Source organism: Marinobacter alkalisoli, from assembly GCF_045449855.1.
GTDB lineage: Bacteria > Pseudomonadota > Gammaproteobacteria > Pseudomonadales > Oleiphilaceae > Marinobacter.
On sequence record NZ_JBJJLC010000034.1, the window covers coordinates 55,134 to 81,086 of the forward strand.

General features: G+C 57.9%; 18 protein-coding genes. 6 read left to right on the plus strand and 12 right to left on the minus strand.

Features of this window, described 5'->3' with window-relative positions; all coding sequences use genetic code 11:
* Positions 1 to 50 precede the first annotated feature (50 nt).
* From ACJO5Y_RS14355 to ACJO5Y_RS14400, 10 genes are all read right to left on the minus strand, one after another.
* Positions 51 to 1,469, minus strand: coding sequence for a glutamate synthase small subunit GltD family protein (locus ACJO5Y_RS14355; RefSeq protein WP_406988156.1), 1,419 nt, complete (start codon positions 1,467 to 1,469; stop codon positions 51 to 53).
* A gap of 78 nt (positions 1,470 to 1,547) precedes the next feature.
* A complete protein-coding gene (gene gltB / locus ACJO5Y_RS14360; protein WP_406988125.1) occupies positions 1,548 to 5,996 on the minus strand; it encodes a glutamate synthase large subunit in 4,449 nt (1,482 codons plus the stop codon).
* Between the two features lie 246 nt (positions 5,997 to 6,242).
* Positions 6,243 to 7,769: an AAA family ATPase gene (locus ACJO5Y_RS14365; protein WP_406988127.1), complete on the minus strand. Its 1,527-nt coding sequence runs from the start codon at positions 7,767 to 7,769 to the stop codon at positions 6,243 to 6,245.
* 38 nt (positions 7,770 to 7,807) lie between these two features.
* Positions 7,808 to 8,908, minus strand: coding sequence for a 3-dehydroquinate synthase (aroB, locus tag ACJO5Y_RS14370; protein ID WP_406988129.1), 1,101 nt, complete (start codon positions 8,906 to 8,908; stop codon positions 7,808 to 7,810).
* On the minus strand, positions 8,901 to 9,467 hold the full coding sequence (gene aroK, locus ACJO5Y_RS14375) for a shikimate kinase AroK (protein ID WP_406988130.1): 567 nt from the start codon (positions 9,465 to 9,467) through the stop codon (positions 8,901 to 8,903). Before aroK ends, aroB begins: the two co-directional genes overlap by 8 nt.
* A 125-nt stretch (positions 9,468 to 9,592) precedes the next feature.
* Positions 9,593 to 11,668, minus strand: coding sequence for a type IV pilus secretin PilQ (locus tag ACJO5Y_RS14380; protein WP_406988132.1), 2,076 nt, complete (start codon positions 11,666 to 11,668; stop codon positions 9,593 to 9,595).
* A gap of 65 nt (positions 11,669 to 11,733) precedes the next feature.
* Complete coding sequence (locus tag ACJO5Y_RS14385; RefSeq protein WP_406988133.1) at positions 11,734 to 12,282, minus strand: pilus assembly protein PilP; 549 nt, start codon at positions 12,280 to 12,282, stop codon at positions 11,734 to 11,736.
* A 2-nt stretch (positions 12,283 to 12,284) separates the two neighbouring features.
* Entirely contained in the window at positions 12,285 to 12,896 is a 612-nt protein-coding gene (locus ACJO5Y_RS14390) for a type IV pilus inner membrane component PilO (RefSeq protein ID WP_406988135.1), read from the minus strand.
* On the minus strand, positions 12,896 to 13,459 hold the full coding sequence (locus ACJO5Y_RS14395) for a PilN domain-containing protein (protein ID WP_406988136.1): 564 nt from the start codon (positions 13,457 to 13,459) through the stop codon (positions 12,896 to 12,898). The genes ACJO5Y_RS14390 and ACJO5Y_RS14395 overlap by 1 nt, the downstream gene beginning before the upstream one ends.
* The gene (locus ACJO5Y_RS14400; protein WP_406988137.1) at positions 13,459 to 14,523 is read right to left on the minus strand and encodes a pilus assembly protein PilM; all 1,065 of its coding nucleotides are present in this window, start codon (positions 14,521 to 14,523) and stop codon (positions 13,459 to 13,461) included. The genes ACJO5Y_RS14395 and ACJO5Y_RS14400 overlap by 1 nt, the downstream gene beginning before the upstream one ends.
* A gap of 195 nt (positions 14,524 to 14,718) precedes the next feature.
* On the opposite strand from ACJO5Y_RS14400, the gene ACJO5Y_RS14405 reads away from it, so the two are divergent.
* Positions 14,719 to 17,208, plus strand: coding sequence for a penicillin-binding protein 1A (locus ACJO5Y_RS14405; RefSeq protein WP_406988139.1), 2,490 nt, complete (start codon positions 14,719 to 14,721; stop codon positions 17,206 to 17,208).
* Positions 17,209 to 17,278: 70 nt separating this feature from the next.
* Here ACJO5Y_RS14405 and ACJO5Y_RS14410 read toward each other — a convergent pair whose 3' ends face one another.
* Positions 17,279 to 18,544, minus strand: coding sequence for a malic enzyme-like NAD(P)-binding protein (locus ACJO5Y_RS14410; RefSeq protein WP_406988140.1), 1,266 nt, complete (start codon positions 18,542 to 18,544; stop codon positions 17,279 to 17,281).
* A 229-nt stretch (positions 18,545 to 18,773) separates the two neighbouring features.
* The gene (gene rpmE, locus ACJO5Y_RS14415) at positions 18,774 to 18,995 is read right to left on the minus strand and encodes a 50S ribosomal protein L31 (protein ID WP_406988142.1); all 222 of its coding nucleotides are present in this window, start codon (positions 18,993 to 18,995) and stop codon (positions 18,774 to 18,776) included.
* A 262-nt stretch (positions 18,996 to 19,257) separates the two neighbouring features.
* Here rpmE and ACJO5Y_RS14420 point away from each other — a divergent pair, with 262 nt between their 5' ends.
* The 5 genes from ACJO5Y_RS14420 (at position 19,258) to hslU (ending at position 25,906) form a co-directional block, all read left to right on the plus strand.
* The gene (locus tag ACJO5Y_RS14420) at positions 19,258 to 21,444 is read left to right on the plus strand and encodes a primosomal protein N' (protein ID WP_406988143.1); all 2,187 of its coding nucleotides are present in this window, start codon (positions 19,258 to 19,260) and stop codon (positions 21,442 to 21,444) included.
* A 112-nt stretch (positions 21,445 to 21,556) separates the two neighbouring features.
* Positions 21,557 to 23,242 carry an arginine--tRNA ligase gene (gene argS, locus ACJO5Y_RS14425; RefSeq protein WP_406988145.1) on the plus strand — a complete coding sequence of 562 codons (1,686 nt, stop codon included), beginning with the start codon at positions 21,557 to 21,559 and terminating at the stop codon, positions 23,240 to 23,242.
* Between the two features lie 18 nt (positions 23,243 to 23,260).
* Positions 23,261 to 23,917, plus strand: coding sequence for an SPOR domain-containing protein (locus ACJO5Y_RS14430; protein ID WP_406988146.1), 657 nt, complete (start codon positions 23,261 to 23,263; stop codon positions 23,915 to 23,917).
* Positions 23,918 to 24,031: 114 nt separating this feature from the next.
* Positions 24,032 to 24,562, plus strand: a complete 531-nt coding sequence (gene hslV / locus ACJO5Y_RS14435; RefSeq protein ID WP_406988147.1) for an ATP-dependent protease subunit HslV — start codon at positions 24,032 to 24,034, stop codon at positions 24,560 to 24,562.
* Between the two features lie 12 nt (positions 24,563 to 24,574).
* Positions 24,575 to 25,906, plus strand: coding sequence for an ATP-dependent protease ATPase subunit HslU (hslU, locus tag ACJO5Y_RS14440; RefSeq protein ID WP_406988149.1), 1,332 nt, complete (start codon positions 24,575 to 24,577; stop codon positions 25,904 to 25,906).
* Positions 25,907 to 25,953 lie beyond the last annotated feature (47 nt).

Below are 25,953 nucleotides of genomic sequence, written 5' to 3' on the forward strand. Positions count from 1 at the left end.
GGCGGCTTACCCGTAGCAAGCCGCCCTTCTGATCTGAATCAGGTCCGCCCTCAGATATCCAGGTAGTCCAGGATGCCCTCGGCGGCCTGTCGGCCTTCCCAGATAGCGGTTACCACCAGATCTGAACCGCGGACCATATCACCGCCGGCAAAAATCTTCGGGTTGCTTGTCTGGAAGGCAAACTCCGTTTCCTCCGGTGCCGCGACACGGCCAGAATCATCGGTGTTGATGCTCTGCTCGTCAAACCAGTCTGCCGGGCTCGGGCGGAAACCGAAAGCGACCAGCACAGCGTCGGCCGGAATCACCTCTTCACTGCCCGGAACCACTTCCGGGCGGCGACGGCCGTTCTCGTCAGGCTCACCCAACTGGGTCTGGACAACCTTCACCCCTTCCACCTTGTCTTCACCAAGGATGGCAATGGGCTGACGATTGAACATGAACTTCACGCCCTCTTCCTTGGCGTTCGCCACCTCCTTGCGGGAACCCGGCATGTTCGCCTCGTCCCGACGATAGGCACAGGTAACGCTCTCGGCCTGCTGGCGAATGGACGTACGGTTACAGTCCATCGCGGTGTCACCGCCACCCAGGACCACAACGCGCTTGCCCTTCATGTCGATGAAGTCATCCGCATTTTCCTCGTACCCGAGGCGACGGTTGACGTTCGAGACCAGGAACGGCAGGGCGTCGTGCACACCTTCAAGCTCTTCCCCGGGGAAACCGCCTTTCATGTAGGTGTAGGTGCCCATGCCCATAAACACGGCGTCGTATTCGCTGAGGATGTCTTCCATCATCACATCCTTGCCCACTTCCGTGGACAGGCGGAATTCCACACCCATTTCCTCGAACACCTGGCGACGGCGGGTCATGACGGACTTTTCCAGCTTGAACTCAGGAATACCGAAGGTCAGCAGGCCACCAATTTCAGGGTAGATATCGAACACCACCGGCTTCACACCGTTGCGCACCAGAACATCGGCACAACCCAACCCTGCGGGGCCGGCGCCAATCACGGCCACTTTGCTGTCGGTCCACTTCACGGCGGACATGTCCGGCTTCCAGCCGAGCGCAAACGCGGTATCGGTAATGTACTTTTCGACAGAGCCGATGGTCACCGCGCCGTAACCGTCATTCAGGGTACAGGCACCCTCGCACAGACGGTCCTGCGGGCAAACCCGACCACAGACTTCCGGCAGGGAGTTGGTCTGGTGACACAGCTCCACCGCCCGCATGATGTTGCCTTCGGATACCAGCTTCAGCCAGTTCGGAATGTAGTTGTGTACCGGACACTTCCATTCACAGTAAGGATTGCCACATTCCAGACAACGGTGGGCCTGTGGCGCAGCCTCTTCCTGAGTGAACGGGTGATAGATTTCCCCGAATTCTTTCTTCCGCTTCTTCGCGGGTACCTTTTTCGGGTCTACGCGCCCTACTTCGACAAACTGGAAGTCGTTATTCAGTCGTTCTTTCATCATGATGCTCTCATCAACTCGATTTCGACTGGGGCACCGCTCTCTGGCGGGTACCCCAAACCCTGATCCTTCCGGCGCTTACTCCGGACGCGCGCGGGTGCTCGCCAGCAGGCTGCGCAGGTTGGCCGCCTTGGGTTTCACCAGCCAGAAACGGCCGATGTAGTCGTCGAAATCTTCAAGAATGTGCTCTGCCCACTGACTGCCGGTCTCCGAGATATGCTCACGGATAACACCACGCAGGTGATTACGATAGGACTCCATGTCCTCACGTGAGATGCGCTGGATTTCCACCAGTTCGTGGTTGTACTTGTCCACGAAGGTGTTATCCATATCCAGCACATAGGCAAAGCCACCGGTCATACCGGCACCGAAGTTGTAGCCGGTTGAACCGAGAACCGTCACCAGCCCGCCGGTCATGTATTCACAACAGTGGTCGCCAGTGCCCTCAACAACCGCATGGGTTCCTGAGTTACGCACCGCGAAACGCTCGCCGGCCGTACCAGCGGCAAACAATTTGCCACCGGTCGCACCGTAGAGACAGGTGTTACCGACGATGGACGTTTCATTGGTCTTGAAGCTGCTGCCACGGGGCGGTTTGACCACCAGCTTGCCGCCGGTCATCCCTTTGCCCACGTAGTCGTTGGCGTCGCCTTCCAGAATCAGGTTGAGACCGCTGACGTTCCAGACACCGAAACTCTGCCCGGCAGTACCGGTCAGGTCGAGGGTAACCGGTGCATCGATCATACCCTGGTTGCCATGCTTCGCGGCAATTTCACCAGACAGGCGCGCACCGATGGAGCGGTCGCAGTTGGTCACACGGTAGGACCATGCGCCACCAGACTTCTCTTCGATAGCCCCGGCAATATCTTTCACCATCTGCTCGGCAAGCACGCCTTCATCAAACGGATGGTTGCGCTCCACCTGACAGGTCTGTGGCTTGTCCGCAGGGATGTGATCGTTGGCCAGCAGGCGGCTCAGATCCAACTTCTTCTGACGTTCTGTATCACCCGGCAGGCGCTCAAGCAGGTCCACCCGACCCACCAGCTCTTCCAGGCTGCGGACACCCAGCTTGGCCATCCACTCGCGGGTTTCTTCGGCAACAAAGCGGAAGAAGTTCATGGCCATTTCCACCGTACCCTTGAAGTGCTCTTCACGGAGGTGCTCATTCTGGGTGGCCACACCGGTGGCACAGTTGTTCAGGTGACAGATGCGCAGGTATTTACAGCCCAGCGCCACCATCGGCGTAGTACCAAAGCCGAAGCTCTCGGCGCCGAGAATAGCGCCCTTCACCACATCCAGACCGGTTTTGATGCCGCCGTCGGTCTGCAGGCGAATCTTGCCACGCAGATCATTGGCGCGCAGGGCCTGCTGGGTTTCCGTCAGCCCCAGCTCCCACGGGGAACCGGCGTAACGGATGGAGGTCAGTGGGCTCGCGGCGGTACCACCGTCGTAACCAGACACGGTGATCAGGTCGGCGTAAGCCTTGGCCACACCCGCTGCGATCGTGCCCACACCCGGCTCAGAGACCAGTTTCACAGACACCAGCGCGTTCGGATTCACCTGCTTCAAATCGAAAATCAGCTGTGCCAGATCCTCGATCGAGTAGATGTCATGGTGCGGTGGTGGCGAAATCAGCGTCACGCCGGGCACGGAGTAACGCAGCCGCGCGATCAGGTCGTTGACCTTGCCACCTGGCAGCTGGCCGCCCTCGCCGGGCTTCGCGCCCTGGGCAACCTTGATCTGCATGACATCCGCACTTCTCAGGTACTCGGCAGTGACACCGAAACGACCGGACGCCACCTGCTTGATCTTGGAGCGCTTTTCGGTGCCATAACGGACGGGGTCTTCACCACCCTCACCGGAGTTGGAACGCCCGCCCAGGGTGTTCATAGCGACCGCCAGCGCCTCGTGCGCCTCCGGGGACAGCGCCCCCAGGGACATGGCTGCGGAATCGAAGCGCGGGAAGATGTTCTCAACCGGTTCAACCTCGGCAATATCAATGGCTTTGAGGTCCTGACGGAAACCAAGGAGATCCCGCAGGGTCGCCACTGGCCGCTCGTTTACCAGGCCCGCGTATTCCTTGTAGTGACCGTATTCACCGCTGATCACCGCTTCCTGGAGCTTGCCGACCACATCCGGATTGAAGGCATGGTATTCCTGACCATGGACGTATTTCAGCAGGCCGCCCTGGGAAACCGGCTTGCGGGGCTTCCAGGCTACCGCTGCCAGTTGCTCCTGATCCTGCTGAAAATCAAAGAATCCGGCACCCTGGATACGGCTGGGCACGCCTTTGAAGCACAGGTCGACCACCTCATCAGCCAGGCCGATGGCCTCGAACAACTGGGCGCCACGGTAAGAGGTCATGGTCGAGATACCCATCTTGGACAGGATCTTCAGCAGCCCCTTGTTGATGCCCTTGCGATAGTTGTTCTTGGCCTCGATCGGATCCATCAGCAGTTCACCGGTGCGGATCAGGTCATTCAGCACCTGATACGCCAGGTACGGGTAGACCGCTGTCGCACCGAAGCCGAACAGGACGGCGAACTGATGGGGATCCCGTGCCCAGCCGGTTTCCACAATGATGTTGGAATCACAGCGCAGGCCTTGTGCCACAAGGTGGTGGTGAACCGCGCCGGTTGCCATCAGGGCGTTCACCGGCAGTTCACCTTCCTTGAGATCCTTGTCAGAAAGGATCAGCAGTACCTTGCCATTGCGAGTCGCTTCCTCGGCCTCTTCGCAGACACGACGTATGGCTTGCTCCAGTCCCATCTCCGGGCTATACCCCATGGAAATGTAGGCAACCTCGAATCCCGGGCGATCATTGTTGGCGATCTTGAGGAACTTGGCTGGCGACAGCACCGGTGTGGTCAGGATGATCCGGTCCGCGTGTTCCGGTGTTTCCTCGAAGACATTGCGTTCAGAACCCAGGCAGGTCTCGAGCGACATGACAATCGCTTCCCGAAGCGGATCAATCGCCGGGTTTGTGACCTGGGCAAATTTCTGACGGAAGTAGTCACCAACGTGACGAACCTTGCTGGACAATACCGCCATCGGCGTATCGTCGCCCATGGAGCCAACGGCCTCCTGGCCATTCTCCGCCAACGGACGCAGTACCTGATCACGCTCCTCGAAGGACACCATGAACATCTTCTGGTGCACCAGAAGTTCGTCGGCGTCCATCAAACGGAACTCAGGGGTGTCCTGATTCAACGTGGATTCAACCCGCAGCGCATTCTCCCGCAGCCACTGCTTGTACGGGTGGGCATTCTTGAGGCGCTCGTCAATGTCCGGGGTATGAAGGACTTCGCCCGTCTGGGTATCAACGGCCAACATCTGGCCCGGCCCTACCCGGCCTTTCGCCACGACGTCATCCGGCTTATAGCCATAGGTGCCGATTTCCGATGCCAGCGTAATGAAATCATCCTTGGTGATGACCCAGCGCGCCGGGCGCAGGCCGTTCCGGTCCAGCATACAGACCGCGTAGCGGCCGTCCGAGAACACCAGGCCGGCCGGCCCGTCCCATGGCTCCATGTGCATGGAGTTGTATTCGTAGAAGGCCCGCAGCTTGGAATCCATGGTGTCCACGTTCTGCCACGCGGGCGGAATCATCATCCGCACCGCACGGAACAGATCTACCCCACCGGCCAGCAGCACTTCCAGCATGTTGTCCATGCTGGAGGAGTCGGAACCGGTCAGGTTCACCAGCGGCTGCAGGGTCTGAAGGTCCGGCAGGTCCGGAGAGCTGAACTTGGCCGCACGGGCAATGGCCCAGTTGCGGTTACCATCGATGGTATTGATCTCACCGTTATGCGCCAGGAAACGGAATGGCTGAGCCAACGGCCAGCGCGGCATGGTATTGGTGGAGAAGCGCTGGTGGAAGACGCAAATGGCGGTCTGGAGATCCGGATCACCAAGATCCTTGTAGAAGTTCGCCAGATCAGCCGGCATCATCAGGCCTTTGTAGGCCAGCGTGCGGTGGGAAAGACTACAGATATAGAACTCGGAATCATCCGCCATGTCGCGCTCAGCGTAGCGGCGGCCAATAAACAGGCTGATTGCAAACTCTTTCTCTGCCTTATCAGCCGGTGCCACAAACACCTGCTCGATACGAGGCAGACAATCCAGAGCCATGGGCCCCAGGCAACTGTTGTCCGTCGGCACTTCCCGCCAGCCCAGAATATCCAGGCCCTGCTCGGTCAGACGCTTCTCAATGGCTTCCCGCCCGGCTTTTGCCTTGGTTTCGTCCGGGTTCAGGAAAACCTGACCAACGGCAAACAGGTCTCCGGGTTCCTTGCCAAACGCCGCCTTGGCGGCCTTACGCAGGAAGGCATCGGGACTTTGAATAAGCAGGCCGCAACCATCACCGGTCTTTCCGTCTGCCGCAATACCACCGCGGTGGGTCATGCAGGTCAGCGACTCGATGGCAGTTTGCAACAACTTGTGGCTGGCATCGCCTTTCATATGGGCGATCAGTCCGAAACCACAGTTGTCCCTGAATTCTTCGGGATGATACAAACCTGTCATCATAAGCGTTCTCTCACATAGAAATGCTTTTCAATCAAAGAGTTATAAGCAAATACCGTTAAAGTCACCCTTTGACACTGAAAATGGGGGGAGGACATTCTACACACGTAGAAATACGTACTCAATCTAAAGACCGGTTATTTTAGGGGTAAGGAAATGCCAAAAGCTCACTAACTCCGTTGATTTAAATAGACTTTATCGGAGCCGCAACAAGCCGGCCGAAAGCCCCGCAAAGGGACCATAATAGCGTCAAAAACCACTAAATGGGCGAATCCACGTTTCGCGGGAGCGTAAATCCTCGGGCAACTCGCTCAAGGCAGAACGGGCAGCACCCACACCGTCAAAATCACCATAGAAAACCACAAACCAGTCCCGCCCCTGACGAGTGGACCTGGTGTACCAGAGCTCCTCCTGCCCCGGGTATTGCTCAAGAAAATCCGTTGCCGTCTGCTCGCGGAATCCGGCCACAAACTGGGCCGTCAGGCCGGCCCGGGCACGAACCTGATCAACCGGCACAAACCGGCTGGCCAGTGCCGGAACAAACTCTTCAACATCCTCCACCGGAACCTCGGGCCGGGGGTCCGCTGCTGGCTCTGGCTCTGGCTCTGGCTCTGGCTCTGGCTCTGGCTCTGGCTCTGGCTCTGGCTCTGGCTCTGGCTCTGGCTCTGGCTCTGGCTCTGGCTCTGGCTCTGGCTCTGGCTCTGGCTCTGGCTCTGGCTCTGGCTCTGGCTCTTCAACAGTATTGACCGCCACTTCCGGTTGCACCAGAGCTATTTCGCTATTATTTTCCCCAACGGTCGAGCCGGTCTCCGGGCTCTCGGGGCCAATCGTGACACTTTTCCGGATTCGGTCCGGCTCACTTGCTACCTGCGCTTCCCGATCCACCGAATCATCGTACTGTTGCGACACAATCCACCAGGAAGCACCAAGGAGCACCAGAGCCAGGGCTGGCCATCTCAGGCCAAGAAGCGGTTGCAGGCTTATCGACCGCCCGGCTTTGGAAGCCGGCGTGATGTCCAGCCAGACTACTGGGGTAATTCGCTGAAGACGCGAGAAGCTACCCTGGCTCAATTGATGGATCTGCCTTACCCTGGAAGGGCTTAACAGGTCGTCCACGCGACCACCGGCCCGATGTACGCGCGGCTTCAGGTACGACCGGATTTCCTCTGCCGTCAATGGGCGCAGGTGTACCTGGTGGATCCCCGTGGACTCATCGCTCAGCCCCAGCATGCTAATCAGTTCATTGGCGCCGCTGAAGACCGGCACAGCGGCGGTCGTTCTCTCGGCAGCCAGAAAAGCCGACAGCAACAGACGCAACGACTCGGGTGACGCCCGATCGGCATCATCAACCAACAAAACCATACGCTGGCCTTTACGGGCCCGGGTTTCAGACCAGCGGAAAAACCCATAAATGGCATCGCGGGGACTCTCGGAGGATTCCAGATTCTTATGGGCAATCGACAGTAATCCCCGGGCCAGAGCGGGGAGACTTGTTAACGATGCGGAAGACAATCGATGGAAATCCAGACGGGACGATTCACTTCGAACCAACTCAGCCAGCAACCGGGTCTTGCCAGCGCCCGCGCCTCCGGTCAGCAGTAAGGCAAGATCGCCGAAGCCGCAGAGGTGCCGGAGCGTCTCAAGGGCGTGGTGGCGCATCGCGTCCGGGAAAAAAGGCGTTTCCATTTCCAGCGGATTGGCTCTCAGGCCATAACGTTCCTGAAGCCTCGGAAACAAACCGCCGCCTTCCAGGCTATTCAGTCCTGAATCGTTCACTGTCATTCCCTGTCGCGCTCGGTTCATTTGGTGCGTGGTTAATCAGCCAGCCCCTCACAAAAACTCTCCAGGGTGGCGGCAAGATGTTCCGCACCGGCATCCGCCGTGATAAAGGCATCCCCCAGGGCCCTGAGCAGAACCAGACGCAGGGCGCCGTCTACGTTCTTTTTATCAACCGACATCAAATCCATGAAATCTGCAGGGGACATTCCAGCCGGGGGCGCCAATGGCAAGCCCGCCCTGGCGACCAGGTCACGGGTGCGGGTGACATCCGCCCCGGCAATCATGCCTTCCCGCCATGACAGGTCGGCCGCCATGACCATGCCCGCGCCAACCGCTTCGCCATGCAACCAATTACCGTAGCCGGCATAAGTCTCGATGGCATGGCCGAAGGTGTGGCCCAGATTCAGAATGGCCCGCAGTCCGCCTTCACGCTCATCCTGGGCCACAACGTCTGCCTTGCAGGCGCAGGAACGGTAAATCGCCTCAACCAGTGATTCGGGAGACAGAGCCAACAGCCGATCCATTTCTGATTCCAGCCACGCCAGAAACCCGGTCTCCCGGATCAGGCCGTACTTGATCACCTCGGCCAGACCGGCCGAAACTTCCCTGGGCGGCAGAGTTTGCAGAGAGTCCGTGTCTATCAGCACCATTTCCGGCTGATGAAAGGCACCGATCATATTCTTGCCCAGCGGATGATTGATACCGGTTTTTCCTCCCACCGAGGAATCCACCTGCGACAGCAGGGTGGTCGGTATCTGGATAAAGGGCACCCCGCGCTGGTAACAGGCCGCAGCGAACCCGGTCATATCGCCAACCACCCCCCCTCCCAGGGCAACCAATGTGGTTTTACGGGTATGGCGCTTCTCCAGCAAGGCATCGAAAACCAGATTCAGAGTCTGCCAGTCCTTGTATTTCTCGCCGTCGGGAAGCACGACCGCATCAATCGTTTTGCCGGGGAAGTTGGCCCTGGCCTTTTCAAGGTACAGCGGGGCAACTGTCTCGTTGGTAACAATCATTACCTGACTGCCTGCAACGTATGGCGTCAGATCCATTTTCCCCAGTAACCCGTCGCCTATAACAATGGGGTAGCTGCGATCGCCCAGGTCAACCTGAAGCTCTCGACTGGCGTTACACATGATTTCGACCTTCCTTTCTTACTTGTCGACGATGACGCGGAGTTTTCGGGTTTATCCGGTTTACCAGTTGACGCACCACCAGCCTCGGACTCTTCCGGTCGGTGTACATGACAATGTCAGCCAATTCCGTGTAGATGGGGTCCCGCAGAGCAAACAGCTTACGCAGCACGGCTTCGGGGTCGTCGTTCTGTAGCAGCGGCCGGTTCCGGTCTCTCCGCGTTCGTTCAACCTGCTGTTCTATTGAGGTTCTAAGATAAATCACGGTAGCGTCCCGCTTGAGGAGCTCGTGATTTTCCGGCTTCATGACAGCACCGCCCCCGGTGGCGAGAACCGTATCAGGCAGTTCCGACAGCTCTGCCAGCATGGCTGTTTCGCGCTGACGAAAGCCATCCTCTCCCTCCACATCAAAAATCCAGGGGATATTGGCGCCGCAACGCTCTTCAATAATCCGGTCCGAGTCCAGAAAACGATAGCCCAGCTCTCTGGCAAGCATACGGCCAATCGTGCTTTTGCCCGCTCCCATGGGGCCAACCAGGACAATTCGTTTTGGCAGTGACATAACTTCAGCTCATAGACGTTCTGGCGGGTGAGAATAGCACAGGGCAGCGAAATCCATAAGTTTCACGGATTTTCGGGCACAAAAAAGCCGCCGGTTTGAAGCGGCGGCTTTTATTGCCAGAGAGCTTACTGAATCAGGTCACTCTTGATGATTTTCGGAGTGATAAAGATCAGCAGTTCACTGCGCTCATCGATATGCTCAGTGCGCTTGAACAACCGCCCCAGGTAGGGAATGTCGCCGAGGAACGGTGTTTTGGTGGTCTGGGTTGCCACTTCTGACTGGAAGATACCACCCAGAACGACCGTCTCGCCATTTCCTACCAACACCTGAGTGGTAACTTCATTGGTGTTGATGGCCGGAATGCCCGCTGTGACTTCACCACGGGAATCCTGGTTCACCACCAGATCCATGATGATCTTGTCGTCCGGTGTAATCTGCGGCGTCACTTCCAGTGACAGGGCAGCTTCCTTGAAGGAGACCGACGTAGCACCGCTGGAAGAAGCTTCCTGATAGGGAATTTCTTCACCGGATTTGATCTTCGCCGTCTGACGGTCAGCCGTCACCACACGCGGTTGGGAAACCACTTCCGCCTGGCCATCGCTTTCAAGTGCGGACAGCTCCAGATCCACCAGGAAGTCGTCACTGCCCCAACCGACGGCAAATGAGGATGCGCCGTCGCCGGTTACACCCAGATCCACCGCCAATGCGCCCGGGAAAGTAATCGCCGTGGCGTTACCATCCTGCGATGCCTGACGGGCTTCCTCTACAGACCCCTGGGAACCGCCAATCGCGACCACATTGTCACCACGGACATCATACGCCGCACCACCCCAACGAATACCGAGGTTCTCGGCTACGTTGGTCTGCGCACGCACGATCCTGGCCTCAATGGATACCTGGCGAACCGCCACATCCCAGGTGGTGACCAGACGGCGAATCTCTTCCAGTTTTTCGGCCGTTTCCCGAACACTGATGGTGTTGGTGCGGGCGTCGGAGGAGACAAAGCCTCGCGAGGAAATCAGCTCTTCGTCAGCCTGGATCAGGGCCACGATGTCCGCGGCCTTGGCATAGTTGACCTGAATGATATCCAGACGCACCGGCGCCAGTTCGGCAATCTGCTTGCTGGTTTCCAGCTCAAGCTTCTCACGTGCGGCAATTTCGTCAGCCGGAGCAACCAGAAGAACATTGCCAATCTGGCGCTTGTCCAGGCCCTTGGTCTTGAGAATCAGATCCAGAGCCTGATCCCAGGGCACGTTCTGCAACCGGAGTGTGATGCTACCGCTCACCGTATCACTGGCTACCAGGTTCAGGCCGGTAAAGTCGGCAATCAGCTGCAAGACCGAACGGACCTCAATATCCTGGAAATTCAGCGAGAGCTTGTCGCCGGTATATGGGAACTTTTCTTCACGACGTTCTTCCGCCTCTTCTTCAGACAGTTTCTCGACGCTTACGGTGAACTGGGAGCCCGACTGGTAGGCTATGTAGTCATAATTCCCTTCCGGACGAATTTCCACAACGGCATTGCCACCTTCGATAAAGGTATCCACCCGGGTCACCGGCGTGGCGAAATCAGTCACGTCCAGACGACGGCGCAGATTCTCGGGAACCGTCGTGCCATCCATTGTCAGACGAATCTTGCCGCCCAACTCGGAGAGATCAACAGGTGTACTGGAACGACCAAGGTCGACAACAACCTGCCCCTCACCGTCTTTTCCGCGACGGAAATCAACGCCCGCCAGCGCACCATCGCGACTGGAAGCAGATGATGAGCTTGCCGACGGCTGAGAAGAGCCACCGGAGGTCATTGCAGAGGACCCGCTGCCCTCCCCGCCAATGGTCATCACCAGGGAATTACCCTCGCGAACCGTGTTATAGGGAGACAGCTCCACCAGATTGAAAATCAGGCGGGTGCGGTCCTTGGTCTCCACCACAGTCATGCTCTGGGCATTTCCGGAACCGAGCCCCATACTCCGACTGCTCAGTCCGCTGGTGGTGTCTTTCAGATCCACCGCGATCCGGGCCGGTCGCTCGATGGTGTACCCCGTTGGCTCCGGGGGCTGGCCGTCAAATTCCAGCGTTACTTCCAGCTTGTCGCCAGGTAACGATGAAAACGACACGTCTTCCAGCGTGACCGCATTGGCCAGGCCGGACAACAACCCCAGAGCAATCACGCCGACGTATACATTGAGTTTTCTGAACATCGCTAGCCTCGACCCCAAACTTTTTTGTTCATGCATGGTTCTTTCAGTATTCATATTGCCGCTCCTTAGCCTTCGTCTTCATCGAGGGACAGGGAACGAGGACGTTCGACCCATCCGCCCCGGCCATTGGGAACGATTTCGATCAACTCAACACGGGTTTCACTGATTCCGACAATTCTGCCGTAATTCTGCCCCATGTAGTTTCCGGAGCGGACCCTGTGTACACCGCCCGCATTATCGCGAATCAGCGCAAAAAGGCCACCGGATGTATCCGTGAGCGTACCCACCATATTCAGACTTTTCAGATCGAAGTTCTCGAGCACTTCCCGCGGGCGATCGAGATCGGGCTCGACATCGCTCACCGGCTCGTCATCAACCATGGTCAGCTGAACATCAATCGGGGGTTCGAACGGTGCCCGACGGTCTGCAGCCGAATAACTGAACGCTTCGTACGCCTTGAATTCGGGCAACGGCTCAACGTGGCCCCTTGGCTTGGCTCTGGTATCAGCCATGAATTTGTCAAGATCAGAGAAACCATTTCCCTGGGAACAAGCTGTCAAAAGGGATACCAGACAAATACCCAGCCAGGCTTTTCCCGCATGCTGTCCTGCCATGCTCATTCTCCAGCCCGGTAGCGGTAGGTGCGGGCAACAACCTGCATATCAAGTCGTTCCCCGTCCCCGCCAGTTGGTTTAATGGTTAAATCGTGCAGCGTCACAATACGCGGCAAGCTCGCCACACTACTGACGAACGACGCCAGCTCGTGGTAGGAACCCGACACCCGGATGTTAATCGGCAACTCCGAATAGAAATCGCGACGCTGTTCGGGCTGGAGCTTGACCTCCTGCAACGCCAGGCCACTGCCCAGCGCTGTGTTGGTAATGTCTTCCAGCAACCCCGGCACCTCGGTTTCACTTGGCAGTTGCCGCACCAATGCCCCGAAGGTTTCCTCCATTTCCTCCATCTGCGCCCTGAAAACTTCAAGGTTCGCAACCTGGTAGGCCTTTTCTTCGTATTTCTTCCTTAGTTCCTGCTCGGTGCGCTCCACACGCTCCAGCTGCGCGTATTGGTCTTTCACGAAGAACCAATACCCGCCACCCAGAATCAGGCCAAAAATAAGCAGGGCGACAATTGCCTTTACCGGCGCCGGCCAAATGCCCGCATTGTTGACATCAAGGTCATTGATATCAAACTCGTTGAGACTTTTAAGTGAGTCCGCGAGGCTCATTACTTATCCTCCCCTTCGGGCTCTGGAGTTTGTTGCTGGACCGACAGGTTGAACTGACTGTAGCCCGCCCGGCGGTTATCCGCTGCTGCGACATTTGAGAGATTCGGATCGGTAAACCAGTCCGACTCGTCAAAACGCCTCATCAATGTGGAAATCCGGCTATTGGACTCAGCCATGCCGACAATATCGACGCGATCACCGGCTTTCTTGAGGTCGGTATAGAAAAGGCCATCTGGCAACGTCCTCACCAACTCGTCAAACACGCGGACGATCACCGGGCGCTTGCCCTGAAGATCCTGAATCACCTGCATGCGAGACAGTAGCTCGTCACGCTTTCTCTTCAGGTTCTCAATTTCCCTGATCTGCTCGTCCAGTTGTTTGGTCGCAGTTTCGATATAGGCGTTACGGGACTGCTGATAGGCAATCCGGTTATCCATGTCCGTTTTCCAAAGGAACGCCAGGCCTGCAGCCACGATGGCAGCGCCCAGGATCATCACCACAAATTGCTTCTGTTTCTCGGCCCGAAGCTCTTCGCGCCAGGGTCTGAGGTTAATCTTTGCCATCAGTCAAAGCTCCTCATCGCCAGCCCACACGCAATCATCAGCGACGGAGCATCATTACCGAGTGCCGATGCGTTTACCCTGGAACCTACCGCCATATCGGCAAAGGGGTTGGCGACCAGGGTCGGAGTTCCTGTTTTCTCTTCGACCATTTCTGTCAGCCCCTGTATCGAGGCAGTACCACCGGCGAGAATCACGTAGTCCACCGCGTTGTACTGGCTCGCACCAAAGAAAAACTGCAGGGCGCGGGCAACCTGCTGCACGACCGCTTCCCGGAACGGGGTCAGGACCTCTGACTCATAGTCATCCGGCAGCCCCCCCTGCTTCTTGGCGAGCCCGGCCTCTTCAATCGACAAACCGTAACGCCGCTGGATCTCCTCAGTCAGTTGCTTGCCACCGAAAATCTGCTCCCGGGTATACACTGTTCTGCCTTCCGCCAGAACACTGAGCGTGGTCATGGTGGCGCCAACGTCAACGATGGCGACGATCAGCTCTTCGCCCTGGGAATCGAGCTGGGGCTCAATGAGCGAGTAGGCCCGCTCGAGCGCATAGGCCTCAACATCGACAACCTTGGTTGTCAGCGAGGCGATTTCCAGCGCATCCTCCCGAATATCCACGTTCTCCTTACGGCATGCCGCAAGAAGCACATCCACCTGATCGGGATTGGTTTCAGAAGGGCCCTGCACTTCGAAGTCGATGGCGACTTCGTCCAGGGGGTATGGAATGTATTGATCCGCTTCCAGCGCGATCTGGTCTTCCATTTCAAACTCATTCAGGCCGCCATCCATCTGGATAACCTTGGTGATGACGGCAGAGCCCGAAACAGCCACAGCGACCTGTTTCACACCTGTGCGGGATTTGGAGGCGACGCGCTTGAGGACTTCGCCGACCGCCTCGACATCCGTTATATTTTTCTCAACAACAGCGTTTGCCGGCAAAGGCTCCACTGCATAGCTTTCGACCCTGTAACGGTCGCCGTGCTTTGAGAGTTCCAACAGCTTGACCGAACTGGAGCTGACGTCCACCCCCAGCACGGCACTGGATTTTTTTCCTAACAATCCGAACACGCGCTCACCCTATACCTGGTTACATGCACCCGGTTAAGTAACATATGTGTTTTTTATTTAAGAGAATTTCTTCAGTATTCCGTCTACAATGCGAGTTCTTCTTAAATTGAGGAACATTGCAACGGTGAAGCGACTCGTCCTTCCTAAAGCAATTTCTCAAATGATAGACCTATATCCAACAGTTGTCAGAAAAAAATGTCTCATTTGTTACGTACATCCCGCCTGTTTGCCTGGTTATTTGTCACCGGTTTAAGCCTTTCGACAATCGTGGCGTCAGGCTTTTATCTTTACCTCCGCCCCGGACTTCCCCCCGTGGATCAGCTTCTTGATATCAAGTTGCAGACACCGCTGAGGGTCTACAGCGCGGACAACAGATTAATAGCAGAATTCGGTGAAAAGAGAAGGGCACCGGTCACAATCGAACAGATCCCTACAATTCAGTTACATGCCTTTATGGCCGCTGAAGACGCCCGTTTCTACGAGCACTTCGGGGTCGACTTCAAAGGCCTGCTGCGGGCTGCCATCGAACTGGTGTCCACTGGTGAGATCCAGTCCGGGGGCAGCACCATCACTATGCAGGTTGCAAAAAATTACTTTTTGTCACGCGACAGGACCTTTATCCGGAAGTTCAATGAGATACTTCTCGCACTTCAGATAGAACGTGAACTAAGCAAGGAACGCATTCTCGAGCTGTACCTGAACAAGATCTACCTTGGCAATCGCGCCTACGGGATCGCGGCAGCGGCACAGGTCTATTACGACAAGCCTGTCGCTGATCTGTCACTCGCCCAGATGGCGATGCTGGCCGGATTGCCGAAAGCGCCTTCAGCCTACAATCCGCTGGCCAACCCGGAGCGGGCACAGATTCGCCGCAACTGGATTCTGGGTCGCATGAGGGACCTCGGCTACATCACCGACGACGCCTACGAGCTTGCTGCCTCGGCGCCACTGACGGCCAGTTACAATACCGCCGATACCGAAGTGGATGCTGATTTTGTTGCCGAAATGGCAAGAACCGAAATGGTGCGGCGATTCGGAGACAAGGCCTACACCGATGGCTACAAGGTCACCCTCACCGTTGACAGCCAAAAACAACAGCAGGCTACTCTCGCCTTACGCAACGGTCTCGAAGCATACGACCGTCGGCACGGCTTCCGCGGCCCCATCGGTCAGATAGAGCAATCGGAGCTCCAGCCAGAGAATCTTGAACAACTGATAGCCAATTACCCAAGGGTTGAATCACTGATTCCCGCGATCGTGACTCGCGTCCATGACGACGAGGAAGAAGTCGAGCTCTTTGCCCGCACCCTTGGCAAAACAACCATGGCCTTTGAAACCATGACCTGGGCCCGCCGCTATCGCACCGAAAACCTGACCGGCCCGAAACCGGAGAAACCTTCGGACGTCGTCAGCGTTGGCGACGTGGTCTACGTCAAACCGGCAGCGGAACCCGCACTGAATGCCATGGCCGACAGCCAGCAACCGGACACTGAAGGCAACGGGCAGATTGAAACCATCGATATCCGCAAGGTGGAACTGGCACAAGTCCCACGAGTGGAAGGCGCCCTGATCTCCCTTGACTCGGACACCGGCGCCATTGAAGCGCTCGCCGGCGGTTACAGCTTCAGCCAGAGCAAATACAACCGGGCGACCCAGGCAAAACGGCAGCCAGGCTCCACCTTCAAGCCTTTCCTCTATCTTGCTGCCCTGGAAAGCGGCATGACGCCGGCCACCATCTATAACGATGCCCCCATCGTCTTTGACGACGAAGAGCTGGAGACATCCTGGCGCCCGCAGAACTCTTCCGGCCAGTTTTACGGCCCTACCCGCCTGCGTCAGGCGCTGTATCAGTCCCGGAACCTGGTGTCCGTCCGGCTGCTTCGCGATCTGGGCATCCAGACCACCCTGGATTACCTGGAACAGCTCAAGATCCCCACCAGCGACATGCAGAAAGATCTCTCACTGTCGCTGGGCAGCGGGCTTCTGACCCCCATGGAGCTGGCCAGAGGCTTTGCGGTTATTGCCAATGGCGGCTATGACGTCCAGCCCTTCCTGATTCGCAGCATCTCGGATGTCAATAACGAGGAACTCTTCCGCGCTCCGGAGGTTATCCTCTGCGACAGGAACTGTGACGACAAGATGCAGCAAGCAAACGCGGAAACCCCGGCAGACGAACCACACGCCGTGCAGGTAGCCCGACGCCTGGCAGATGAGCGCAGCGTATACATCATGCACTCCATCATGAGAGATGTAATCAAGATGGGCACGGGTCGCCGGGCCTCGGCACTAGGACGCAGCGACCTGGCTGGCAAGACAGGCACGACCAACGAACAGCGGGATACCTGGTTTGCCGGCTACAACCACGACATCGCCACCACGGCCTGGGTCGGCTTTGACCAGCCCGCCCCTCTCGGCCGCCGGGAATTCGGCGCCAGCACGGCGCTGCCGATCTGGATCGACTACATGAAAGTCGCGCTCGACGGCGCACCCTCTTCGCTGATGCCCCGCCCCAACGGCATTGTCAACGTGCGCATTGACCCGGACACCGGCAAACGCGCAAGACCGGGGCAGGACGGTGTGTTCGAGCTCTTCAGAGAAGAGGAAGCACCCCCTCCCCTGGACCCCCGGGATGAAGCCGGCAATGGCGACAACGGCGACGATGACCTATCGCGGCAGATATTCTGATAACATCAAGACACAAAAAAACCGGCGGGATCACCGCCGGTTTTTTTGTGCTCAGTCACGTACCACGAACTTACTGAATGTCTTCCATCGACTTCAGCGGGTAGTGGGCGGGATACGGGTTGCGAGCAACACCGGAATCTACCGCCGCGCGGGCAACTGCGGCCGGAACCACTTCCAGCAGACGCACATCCAGCGGCTTTGGAATGATGTATTCCCTACCAAACTCAAAAGTTGCCACACCGTACGCTTCACAGATTTCCTGTGGCACCGGCTCTTTCGCCAGCTCGCGAATCGCATGCACTGCCGCGACCTTCATTTCCTCATTGATGGCGGTGGCACGTACGTCCAGGGCACCACGGAAAATGAACGGGAAACCCAGCACGTTGTTCACCTGGTTCGGGTAATCCGAACGACCGGTTGCCATGATCACGTCATCGCGGGTTGCCAGGGCAACTTCCGGACTGATCTCGGGATCCGGGTTGGAACAGGCGAAAACGATCGGATTTGGCGCCATTTTCTTCAGCTGATCCGCCGCCAGCAGATCCGGACCAGAAAGCCCCAGGAAGACATCAGCACCGTCGATTGCATCATCAAGTGTACGCCGGTCAGTGTCATTGGCGAACATGGCCTTATACTGATTCAGATCATCGCGACCAGAGTGGATCACACCCTTACGGTCAAGCATGAAGATGTTCTCTGAGCGAACACCGCAGCTGATCAGCAGCTTCATGCAAGCAATTGCAGCGGCACCTGCACCCAGGCACACCACTTTTGCTTCTTCTATCTTTTTACCTTGAAGCTCCAGAGCGTTGATCATACCGGCCGCCGTTACAATGGCGGTACCGTGCTGATCATCGTGGAAGATAGGCACATTGCACTTCTCAATCAGAGCACGCTCGATTTCGAAACACTCCGGCGCCTTGATGTCTTCCAGGTTGATACCACCGAAGGTATCAGCGATACGCTCTACCGTTTCAATAAACGCTTGGGGGCTTTCAGAATCGACCTCGATATCAAAGACGTCGATACCAGCAAAGCGCTTGAACAGTACGCCTTTGCCTTCCATTACCGGCTTGCTCGCCAGGGGACCGAGGTTACCCAGACCAAGAATGGCAGAACCGTCAGAAATAACGGCTACCAGGTTACCCTTGGCAGTGTATTTGTAAGCGTTCTCGGGGTCCTTCGCGATCTCGCGGACCGGTTCGGCAACCCCAGGGCTGTACGCCAGGGAAAGGTCGCGGGAGGTCTGGGTCGGTTTGGTGATTTCAACACTCACCTTACCAGGCCGCGGCTTGGCGTGGTATTCAAGGGCTGCTTCTTTCAGATCTTGAGACATTGCCACTGTTCCGTTTGTCACGTTTGAGAGGTAATAAACCGCCGGGACCCGTCCCAGCGGAGCGCGCCATTATGGCGCGAAGGCTCATATCAAACAAGGGCCGATTGCACACTTACTGACCAGTCAATAGGGCAAACTGCTTATAAATGATAGATGAACGAACCCGGTGAGGAGATTCAGACATAAAAAAAGCGCCATTGCAGGCGCTTTTTCTGTACCGAAAGCTGAATCAGCTCTTCTTGCCACCAATGCGGCCGCCGAAACGCTTCTGGAAACGGTCGATACGACCACCGGTATCCATCACTTTCTGCTTGCCAGTGTAGAACGGATGGCACTGGGAGCACACGTCCAGCTGCAGGTCGTGTCCGATGGTAGAGCGGGTCTTGATCACGTTACCGCAGGAACAGGTAGCGGTAATGTCTTCGTACTTGGGGTGGATACCTTCTTTCATGGCGAACCTCTGTCGGTCATGCCGCTACCTGATCACGGGAGCTTGATGCTCCGGGTGCCAGGCACCGCATATTTGAATCAATTGAGAAGACGGGGCACAATCATGCCCTGCCGGAAACAGACCGCGAATCTTACTTGCAAACGCTACGGCAGGCAAGTCCCAACCCCGGGGCTATCAGCCCGATTCATTGCCCGGGCCTGTGCGCAGGCAACATCAAGGATACGCAAATACCGTGACAGCTTCACCACAGCGGAGTTCCAATGTGCCAGAACGCTCCCCATCAACCGCGCGTATCGCCCTCAACCGCCCACTGCGAAGGCTCTTTGATTACCAGATACCGGGCAACCTTGAGCTCGAACCGGGACAGCGCGTCAGCATCCCCTTTGGCAGACAGTCAGCCACGGGACTGATTGTCGAAACCGGCGTGGAACCACCTCAGGGAATCACGCTGAAGCCGGTGCATTCGGCGTACGAGCCCTGGCCGGCACTGCCCGCCGAAACCTTCCAGTTGCTGGCATGGGCGTCGGACTATTACCAGCACCCCCTGGGAGAGTGTCTGTTCACTGCCCTTCCCCCGGCTCTGCGCCGTGGTCGCCCCGCAGCGGCAAAGCAGGACACCTGGTGGAAAGCAACCGCCGGCCCGGAGGCACTCGCCGGCAACTCTTACCGCCAGCGAGCACTGCTGGCATGGTTACAGAGGCACCCGCATGGCGCCAGCACCTCGAACCTGACGGCTGCCGGCTTCACCCGGGAGCAAATCAGGACACTGCATAAGCGGGAACTCATCGAGGAAACAGAAGCCGTCAAGCCCGCTGAGAATCCAAACGACACTGCCAGCACGCAACCGGGCCCGACTCTCTCACCGGCACAACAGGCGGCTGCGGATCAGATTCCAGCCCCCGGCACCGGTTTTTCCGCTTCGCTTGTGTACGGCATCACCGGAAGCGGAAAAACCGAACTCTACCTGCACTACCTGAAACAGCAGTTGAGCTCCTCCGCCCAGGCACTGGTGCTGGTACCTGAAATCAACCTGACGCCACAGACTGTCGCCAGGTTCCAGCGTTATTTCGGTCAACGAATCGTCGTCTGGCACTCGGCCCTGAATGATGGCGAGCGCCTGTCGACCTGGCTGAAAATCCGCCATGGCGAGCCGGTCATCCTGATCGGTACCCGCTCTGCAGTACTGCTGCCCTTTACCGGACTGAAAACGATTATCGTAGATGAGGAACACGACAGCTCCTACAAGCAGGGAGAAGGCTTCCGGTACTCCGGGCGGGACATGGCGGTATACCGGGCACACCTGAATCAGTGCCCGGTCATCCTTGGTTCCGCAACACCGTCCCTCGAGTCCTATCAGAACGCGCTGACCGGAAAGTATCAGCTCATCAGACTGGAAGAACGGGCAGGCAACGCAAGTCCACCCGCCATCAACCTGCTGGACATTCGCAGCCGCCCTCTGGAAGGCGGCCTGTCCCGCCCCGCCCTGCAGGCCATTGATCAATGTCTGGCCGATGGACAGCAAGCTCTGGTTTTCGTGAACAGGCGCGGATTCGCCCCGGTCATGATGTGCTTCGACTGCGGTCACATGGTGGAATGCCCCCGCTGCGATACACGCCTGACCTACCACCGCCGGGACCGCGCCATGCGCTGTCACCACTGCGATTATCAGACCGCCGCCACGGAGCACTGCCCCAAATGCCAGAGTGAGGCGTTCAAACCCGTTGGGCAGGGCACGGAAAGAACCGAGGACATACTGGCGACAGCTTTCCCCGAGACGCCAGTGGTGCGGGTGGACAGGGACAGCACCCAGCGCAAGGGCAGCATTCAGGGCATCCTGAAAAAGGTAAATACCGGGGAGCCCTGCATCCTGGTCGGCACCCAGATGCTGGCCAAGGGCCACGACTTCCCGAATGTTACCCTGGTCATTGTAGTGAATGCCGACGGCGGCCTGTTCAGCGTGGATTTCCGGGCGCCGGAGCAGCTGATTCAGACCCTGCTCCAAGTGAGCGGGCGCGCCGGTCGTGGCGAGAAATCCGGGCAGGTACTGGTTCAGACCTGCCACAGCGACCACCCGATCCTGAAATCCCTGTGCCGCGGCCATTACCTCACCCTGGCCGACCAGCTGCTGGCAGAACGGGAAACCGGGCAATTCCCCCCGTTTCGCGCCATGGCCATATTCCGGGCCGAGGCAGATACCATGGAAAAAAGCCTGGCATTGCTGGATATGATCAAACCACTAGCCCGCGTGACGGGTATTGAGGTCTGGGGACCACTTCCCGCGCTCATCGCCAGACGCGCTGATCGCCATCGCGCACAACTGGTGCTGTGTTGCGACAATCGCAAGCGGCTCAACCACGTGCTGGGTCATCTCTGCCAGAACCTTGATCAGCAGAAACTGCCGGCGGGCGTGAAGTGGATGATTGATGTAGACCCCCAGGAAACCGGCTGAAGCGAACGGGCCTTTTGCTTGCGGCTCCAGTTTCCGCGATAATACCTGCCTTCGATTCCCGGCGGCGTCCCGCCTTACTCCAATTCTCCTGTAAACCGAGTCGTCCGACAGCATGAAAGAGACCGTATCCGATCTGCTCCAGTCCGCGCTGGCCACACTGCAGTCCGAAGGCACCTTGCCGGCGGACCAGTCGTTCACCCCGCAAGTGGGCAACACCAAGGACAAATCCCATGGTGACTATGCCTGCAACATCGCTCTTGTGGCTGCCAAGGCAGCGGGCTGCCCACCACGACAGCTGGCCGATGCCCTGGTGGAACGACTTCCGGAGAGCTCAGCGGTGGAGAAGGTGGAAATTGCCGGGCCCGGCTTCATCAACTTTTTCATGAGCACCGCCAGCGCCTTTGGTGTGGTTAATACCATTCTGCAGGAAGCGGATCAGTTTGGCCGTAACCGCAACGGCCAGGGCGAAAAGGTGCAGGTGGAGTTCGTATCCGCCAACCCCACAGGCCCACTGCATGTAGGGCATGGCCGTGGCGCGGCCATTGGTGACTGCCTGTGCCGGCTACTGGAAGCCAACGGCTATGACGTCACCCGCGAATTCTACTACAACGACGCCGGCGCCCAGATCAACAACCTCGCCCTGTCGGTGCAATCACGGGTAAAGGGCCTGACTCCCGAGGATGCCAACTGGCCGGCCGATGGCTATCGTGGCGATTACATCATCGATGTTGCCAAGGCCTACCTTGCCGGCGAAACCGTCACGGCGGATGACCGGGAAGTCACCGGTAAGGCTGACCCGGAGGATATGGATGCTATCCGCGAGTTTGCCGTCGCCTACCTGCGCCGGGAGCAGGACCTTGACCTCAAGGCCTTTGGCGTCGAATTTGATGTCTATTTCCTCGAGTCTTCCCTGTACGAGAAAGGCAAGGTGGAAGCCACCGTTCAGCGCCTGCAGGAAAACGGCTACACCTACGAGCACGAGGGTGCCCTATGGCTGAAAACCACCGAGTTCGGTGACGACAAGGATCGCGTGATGCGCAAGAAGGATGGTGGCTACACCTACTTCCTGCCAGACGTGGCCTACCACCTGGACAAATGGCAGCGCGGTTTCACCACCGTGATCAATGAGCAGGGTGCGGATCATCACTCCACCATCACCCGGGTCCGCGCCGGGCTCCAGGCATTGCAGGCGGACATCCCCGCAGGCTGGCCGGATTATGTGCTGCACCAGATGGTGATGGTGACCCGCTCCGGGCAGGAAGTGAAAATCTCGAAGCGCGCCGGAAGCTATGTCACCGTGCGTGACCTGATTGACGAAGTCGGCCGGGATGCCACCCGGTTCTTCCTGGCGGCTCGCCGGGTCGACTCGCAATTGACCTTCGACATTGACCTGGCCCGCTCCCAGACCAATGAAAACCCGGTCTACTACATTCAATATGCCCATGCGCGTATTTGCAGTGTGCTGCGCAAGCTGGCCGAGGAAGGCGTCAACCGGGGCTGGAACGAGTGCCAGGGCGACCTGTCGTTGCTGACTCTGGATGAGGAAAAGGAACTGGCGAATCAGTTGGCCAAATACCCGGAACTGATTGCCAACTCCGCAGCGCAGCGGGAACCGCACCATCTGACTCATTACCTGCGGGACCTGGCGGGACAGTTCCACACCTACTACAACGCCCACAAAGTGTTGATTGAGGACACCGCCGTGCGGGACGCCCGCATCAGCCTGTACCTGGCCGTACGCCAGGTCATCGCCAACGGGCTGGAGCTGCTGGGCGTCAGCGCCCCGGAAGAAATGTAAGACAGGAAGCACCAGGATATGTCCCGAGATTACGCTCGCAAGAATCCCAGAGGCAAGGCCGCGGCATCGCCCCGCAAGGGCGCCAGGAACAACGCCCGGGCGCCGCGGAGCAGCAAGCCGTCAAACCGCCGCTCAGCGCAGCCAACACCGGCTCGCGGGCAGCGGGGGGGACTGTCTCTGAAGTGGATCCTGTCACTGGCGGCAGTCGGGGGCTTTATTGGCTTTATTGCCTACCTCAACTCACTCCCCGCCCCGGAGCCCGCCCGGCAAGGCAGTGGGACGGCAGCCCCCGTGGCTCCACCGGTCAAGGAGCAGGAAAGCGCATCTGGCGAGGAAAAAAAGCAGCGATACCGCTTTTACGAAATGCTCCCTGAAAGCGAGGTAGTACCTCCCAAAGTGGAAGAGTACACCCCCGGCCCGGCCCAACAGGATTTTCGGTACGTGATCCAGTCCGGCTCGTTCCGCAGTCAACAGGACGCCGAGCGCCAGCGCGCTCAGATTGCCTTCCAGGGACTGCGGGCCAACGTCCAGCGCATTGACCTGGATAACGGCAGCACCTGGTTCCGGGTCAACGTGGGGCCGTTCAATTCCCGCAGCCAGATGAATTCCGCCATCGACAAGCTGGTCTCCATTAATATCGAACCGCTGGTGCGAAAAATCCCCAAAGAGGGCTGAATGGCCCTCTTTGCATGACTGCCCGGTCAGCCAGCCGCTCCAGCGCCCTTGAAAAAAAACCACCCGCCTCCATAACTGCTGAATACCGTTTTCTATCAGGCAACTGGAGCCCACATGACTACCATACTTTCCGTCAGGCGCGATGACGAAGTCGCCATGGGTGGCGATGGCCAGGTTTCCCTTGGCAACACCGTAATGAAAGGCAATGCTCGCAAGGTTCGCCGCCTGTATAACGGCAAGGTACTGGCAGGATTCGCCGGCGGCACCGCCGATGCCTTTACCCTGTTCGAGCGTTTTGAAGCGCAACTGGAAAAACATCAGGGCAATCTGACGCGGGCAGCGGTAGAGCTGGCCAAGGAATGGCGAACGGATCGTGCCCTGCGCCGACTTGAAGCACTTCTGGCCGTCGCCGATAAAACCGCCTCGCTGATCATTACCGGCAACGGCGATGTTATCGAACCGGAACAGGGCCTGATTGCCATCGGCTCCGGCGGCCCATTCGCGCAGGCCTCGGCCCGCGCCCTGCTTGAAAACACCGACCTGAAAGCCAGTGAGGTTGTGGAGAAAGGCCTGGATATTGCCGCCGACATCTGCATCTACACCAACCACAATCGCACCCTTGAAGTGCTTTCTGCCAACGACTGATTCGGAGCAACCATGTCTGCAATGACTCCCCGTGAGATCGTTCACGAACTCAACAAACACATCGTAGGTCAGGAAGAAGCCAAGCGGGCGGTTGCCATTGCGCTGCGGAACCGCTGGCGTCGCATGCAGCTGGACAGCAGCCTGCGCGAGGAAATCACCCCAAAGAACATCCTGATGATCGGCCCCACCGGCGTGGGCAAAACCGAGATTGCCCGCCGCCTGGCAAAACTTGCTGATGCCCCGTTTCTGAAAGTTGAGGCCACCAAGTTTACCGAGGTGGGCTATGTCGGCCGCGATGTGGAATCCATCATCCGTGATCTGGCGGACATGGCAGTGAAGATGCTTCGCGAGAAAGAAAAGAAGCGTCACGAGCATCGCGCCCTCGACGCTGCGGAAGAGCGCATCCTCGATGCCCTGCTGCCACCGGCCCGGGACTTCAAGGAAGACAGTCAGCGCACCGACGGGGAATCCTCCACCCGACAGCTGTTCCGTAAAAAGCTGCGCGAAGGCGAGCTGGATGACAAGGAAATCGAGATTGACCTGCGCAGTGGCGGCGCGGGCGTTGAGATCATGGCACCTCCTGGCATGGAAGAAATGACCAGCCAGTTGCAAAGCATGTTCTCCAATATGTCCTCGGACAAGCGCAAAACCCGCAAAATGAAAGTGGCGGATGCCCTGAAGCAGGTTCAGGACGAGGAAGCCGCCAAGCTGGTGAACGAGGAAGAGATCAAGCAGAAGGCGGTTCAGTCGGTCGAACAGAACGGTATCGTGTTCCTTGATGAAATCGACAAGGTCGCCAAACGCTCCGAGAACACGTCGTCCGATGTTTCCCGGGAAGGCGTACAGCGGGATCTGTTGCCACTGATCGAAGGCAGCACCGTCAGCACTAAATACGGTGCCGTCCGCACGGATCACATCCTGTTCATTGCCTCTGGCGCGTTCCACCTGTCCAAGCCGTCAGACCTGATTCCGGAGCTCCAGGGCCGCCTGCCGATCCGGGTTGAGCTGCAGGCTCTGACCCCGGATGACTTCAAGCGCATCCTGACCGAGCCGGATGCCTCGCTGGTGCAGCAATACGAGGCACTGATGGGCACAGAAGGCGTGAAACTGACCTTCGCTGAAGATGCCATTACCCGGATTGCGGAAGTGGCCTGGAAAGTGAATGAAACCACCGAGAATATCGGTGCGCGCCGCCTGCATACAGTGCTTGAGCGGCTGCTGGAAAGCCTGTCCTACGAAGCCGGTGACAACGTTACCGACGGCTTTGAGGTAACAGCGGCGTTCGTGGATGAGAAGCTTGGGGAACTGGCGGAAGATGAAGATCTGAGCCGCTATATACTCTAACGCTAATGAGGTCGGATTACGCTTCGCTAATCCGACCTACAGGTAGG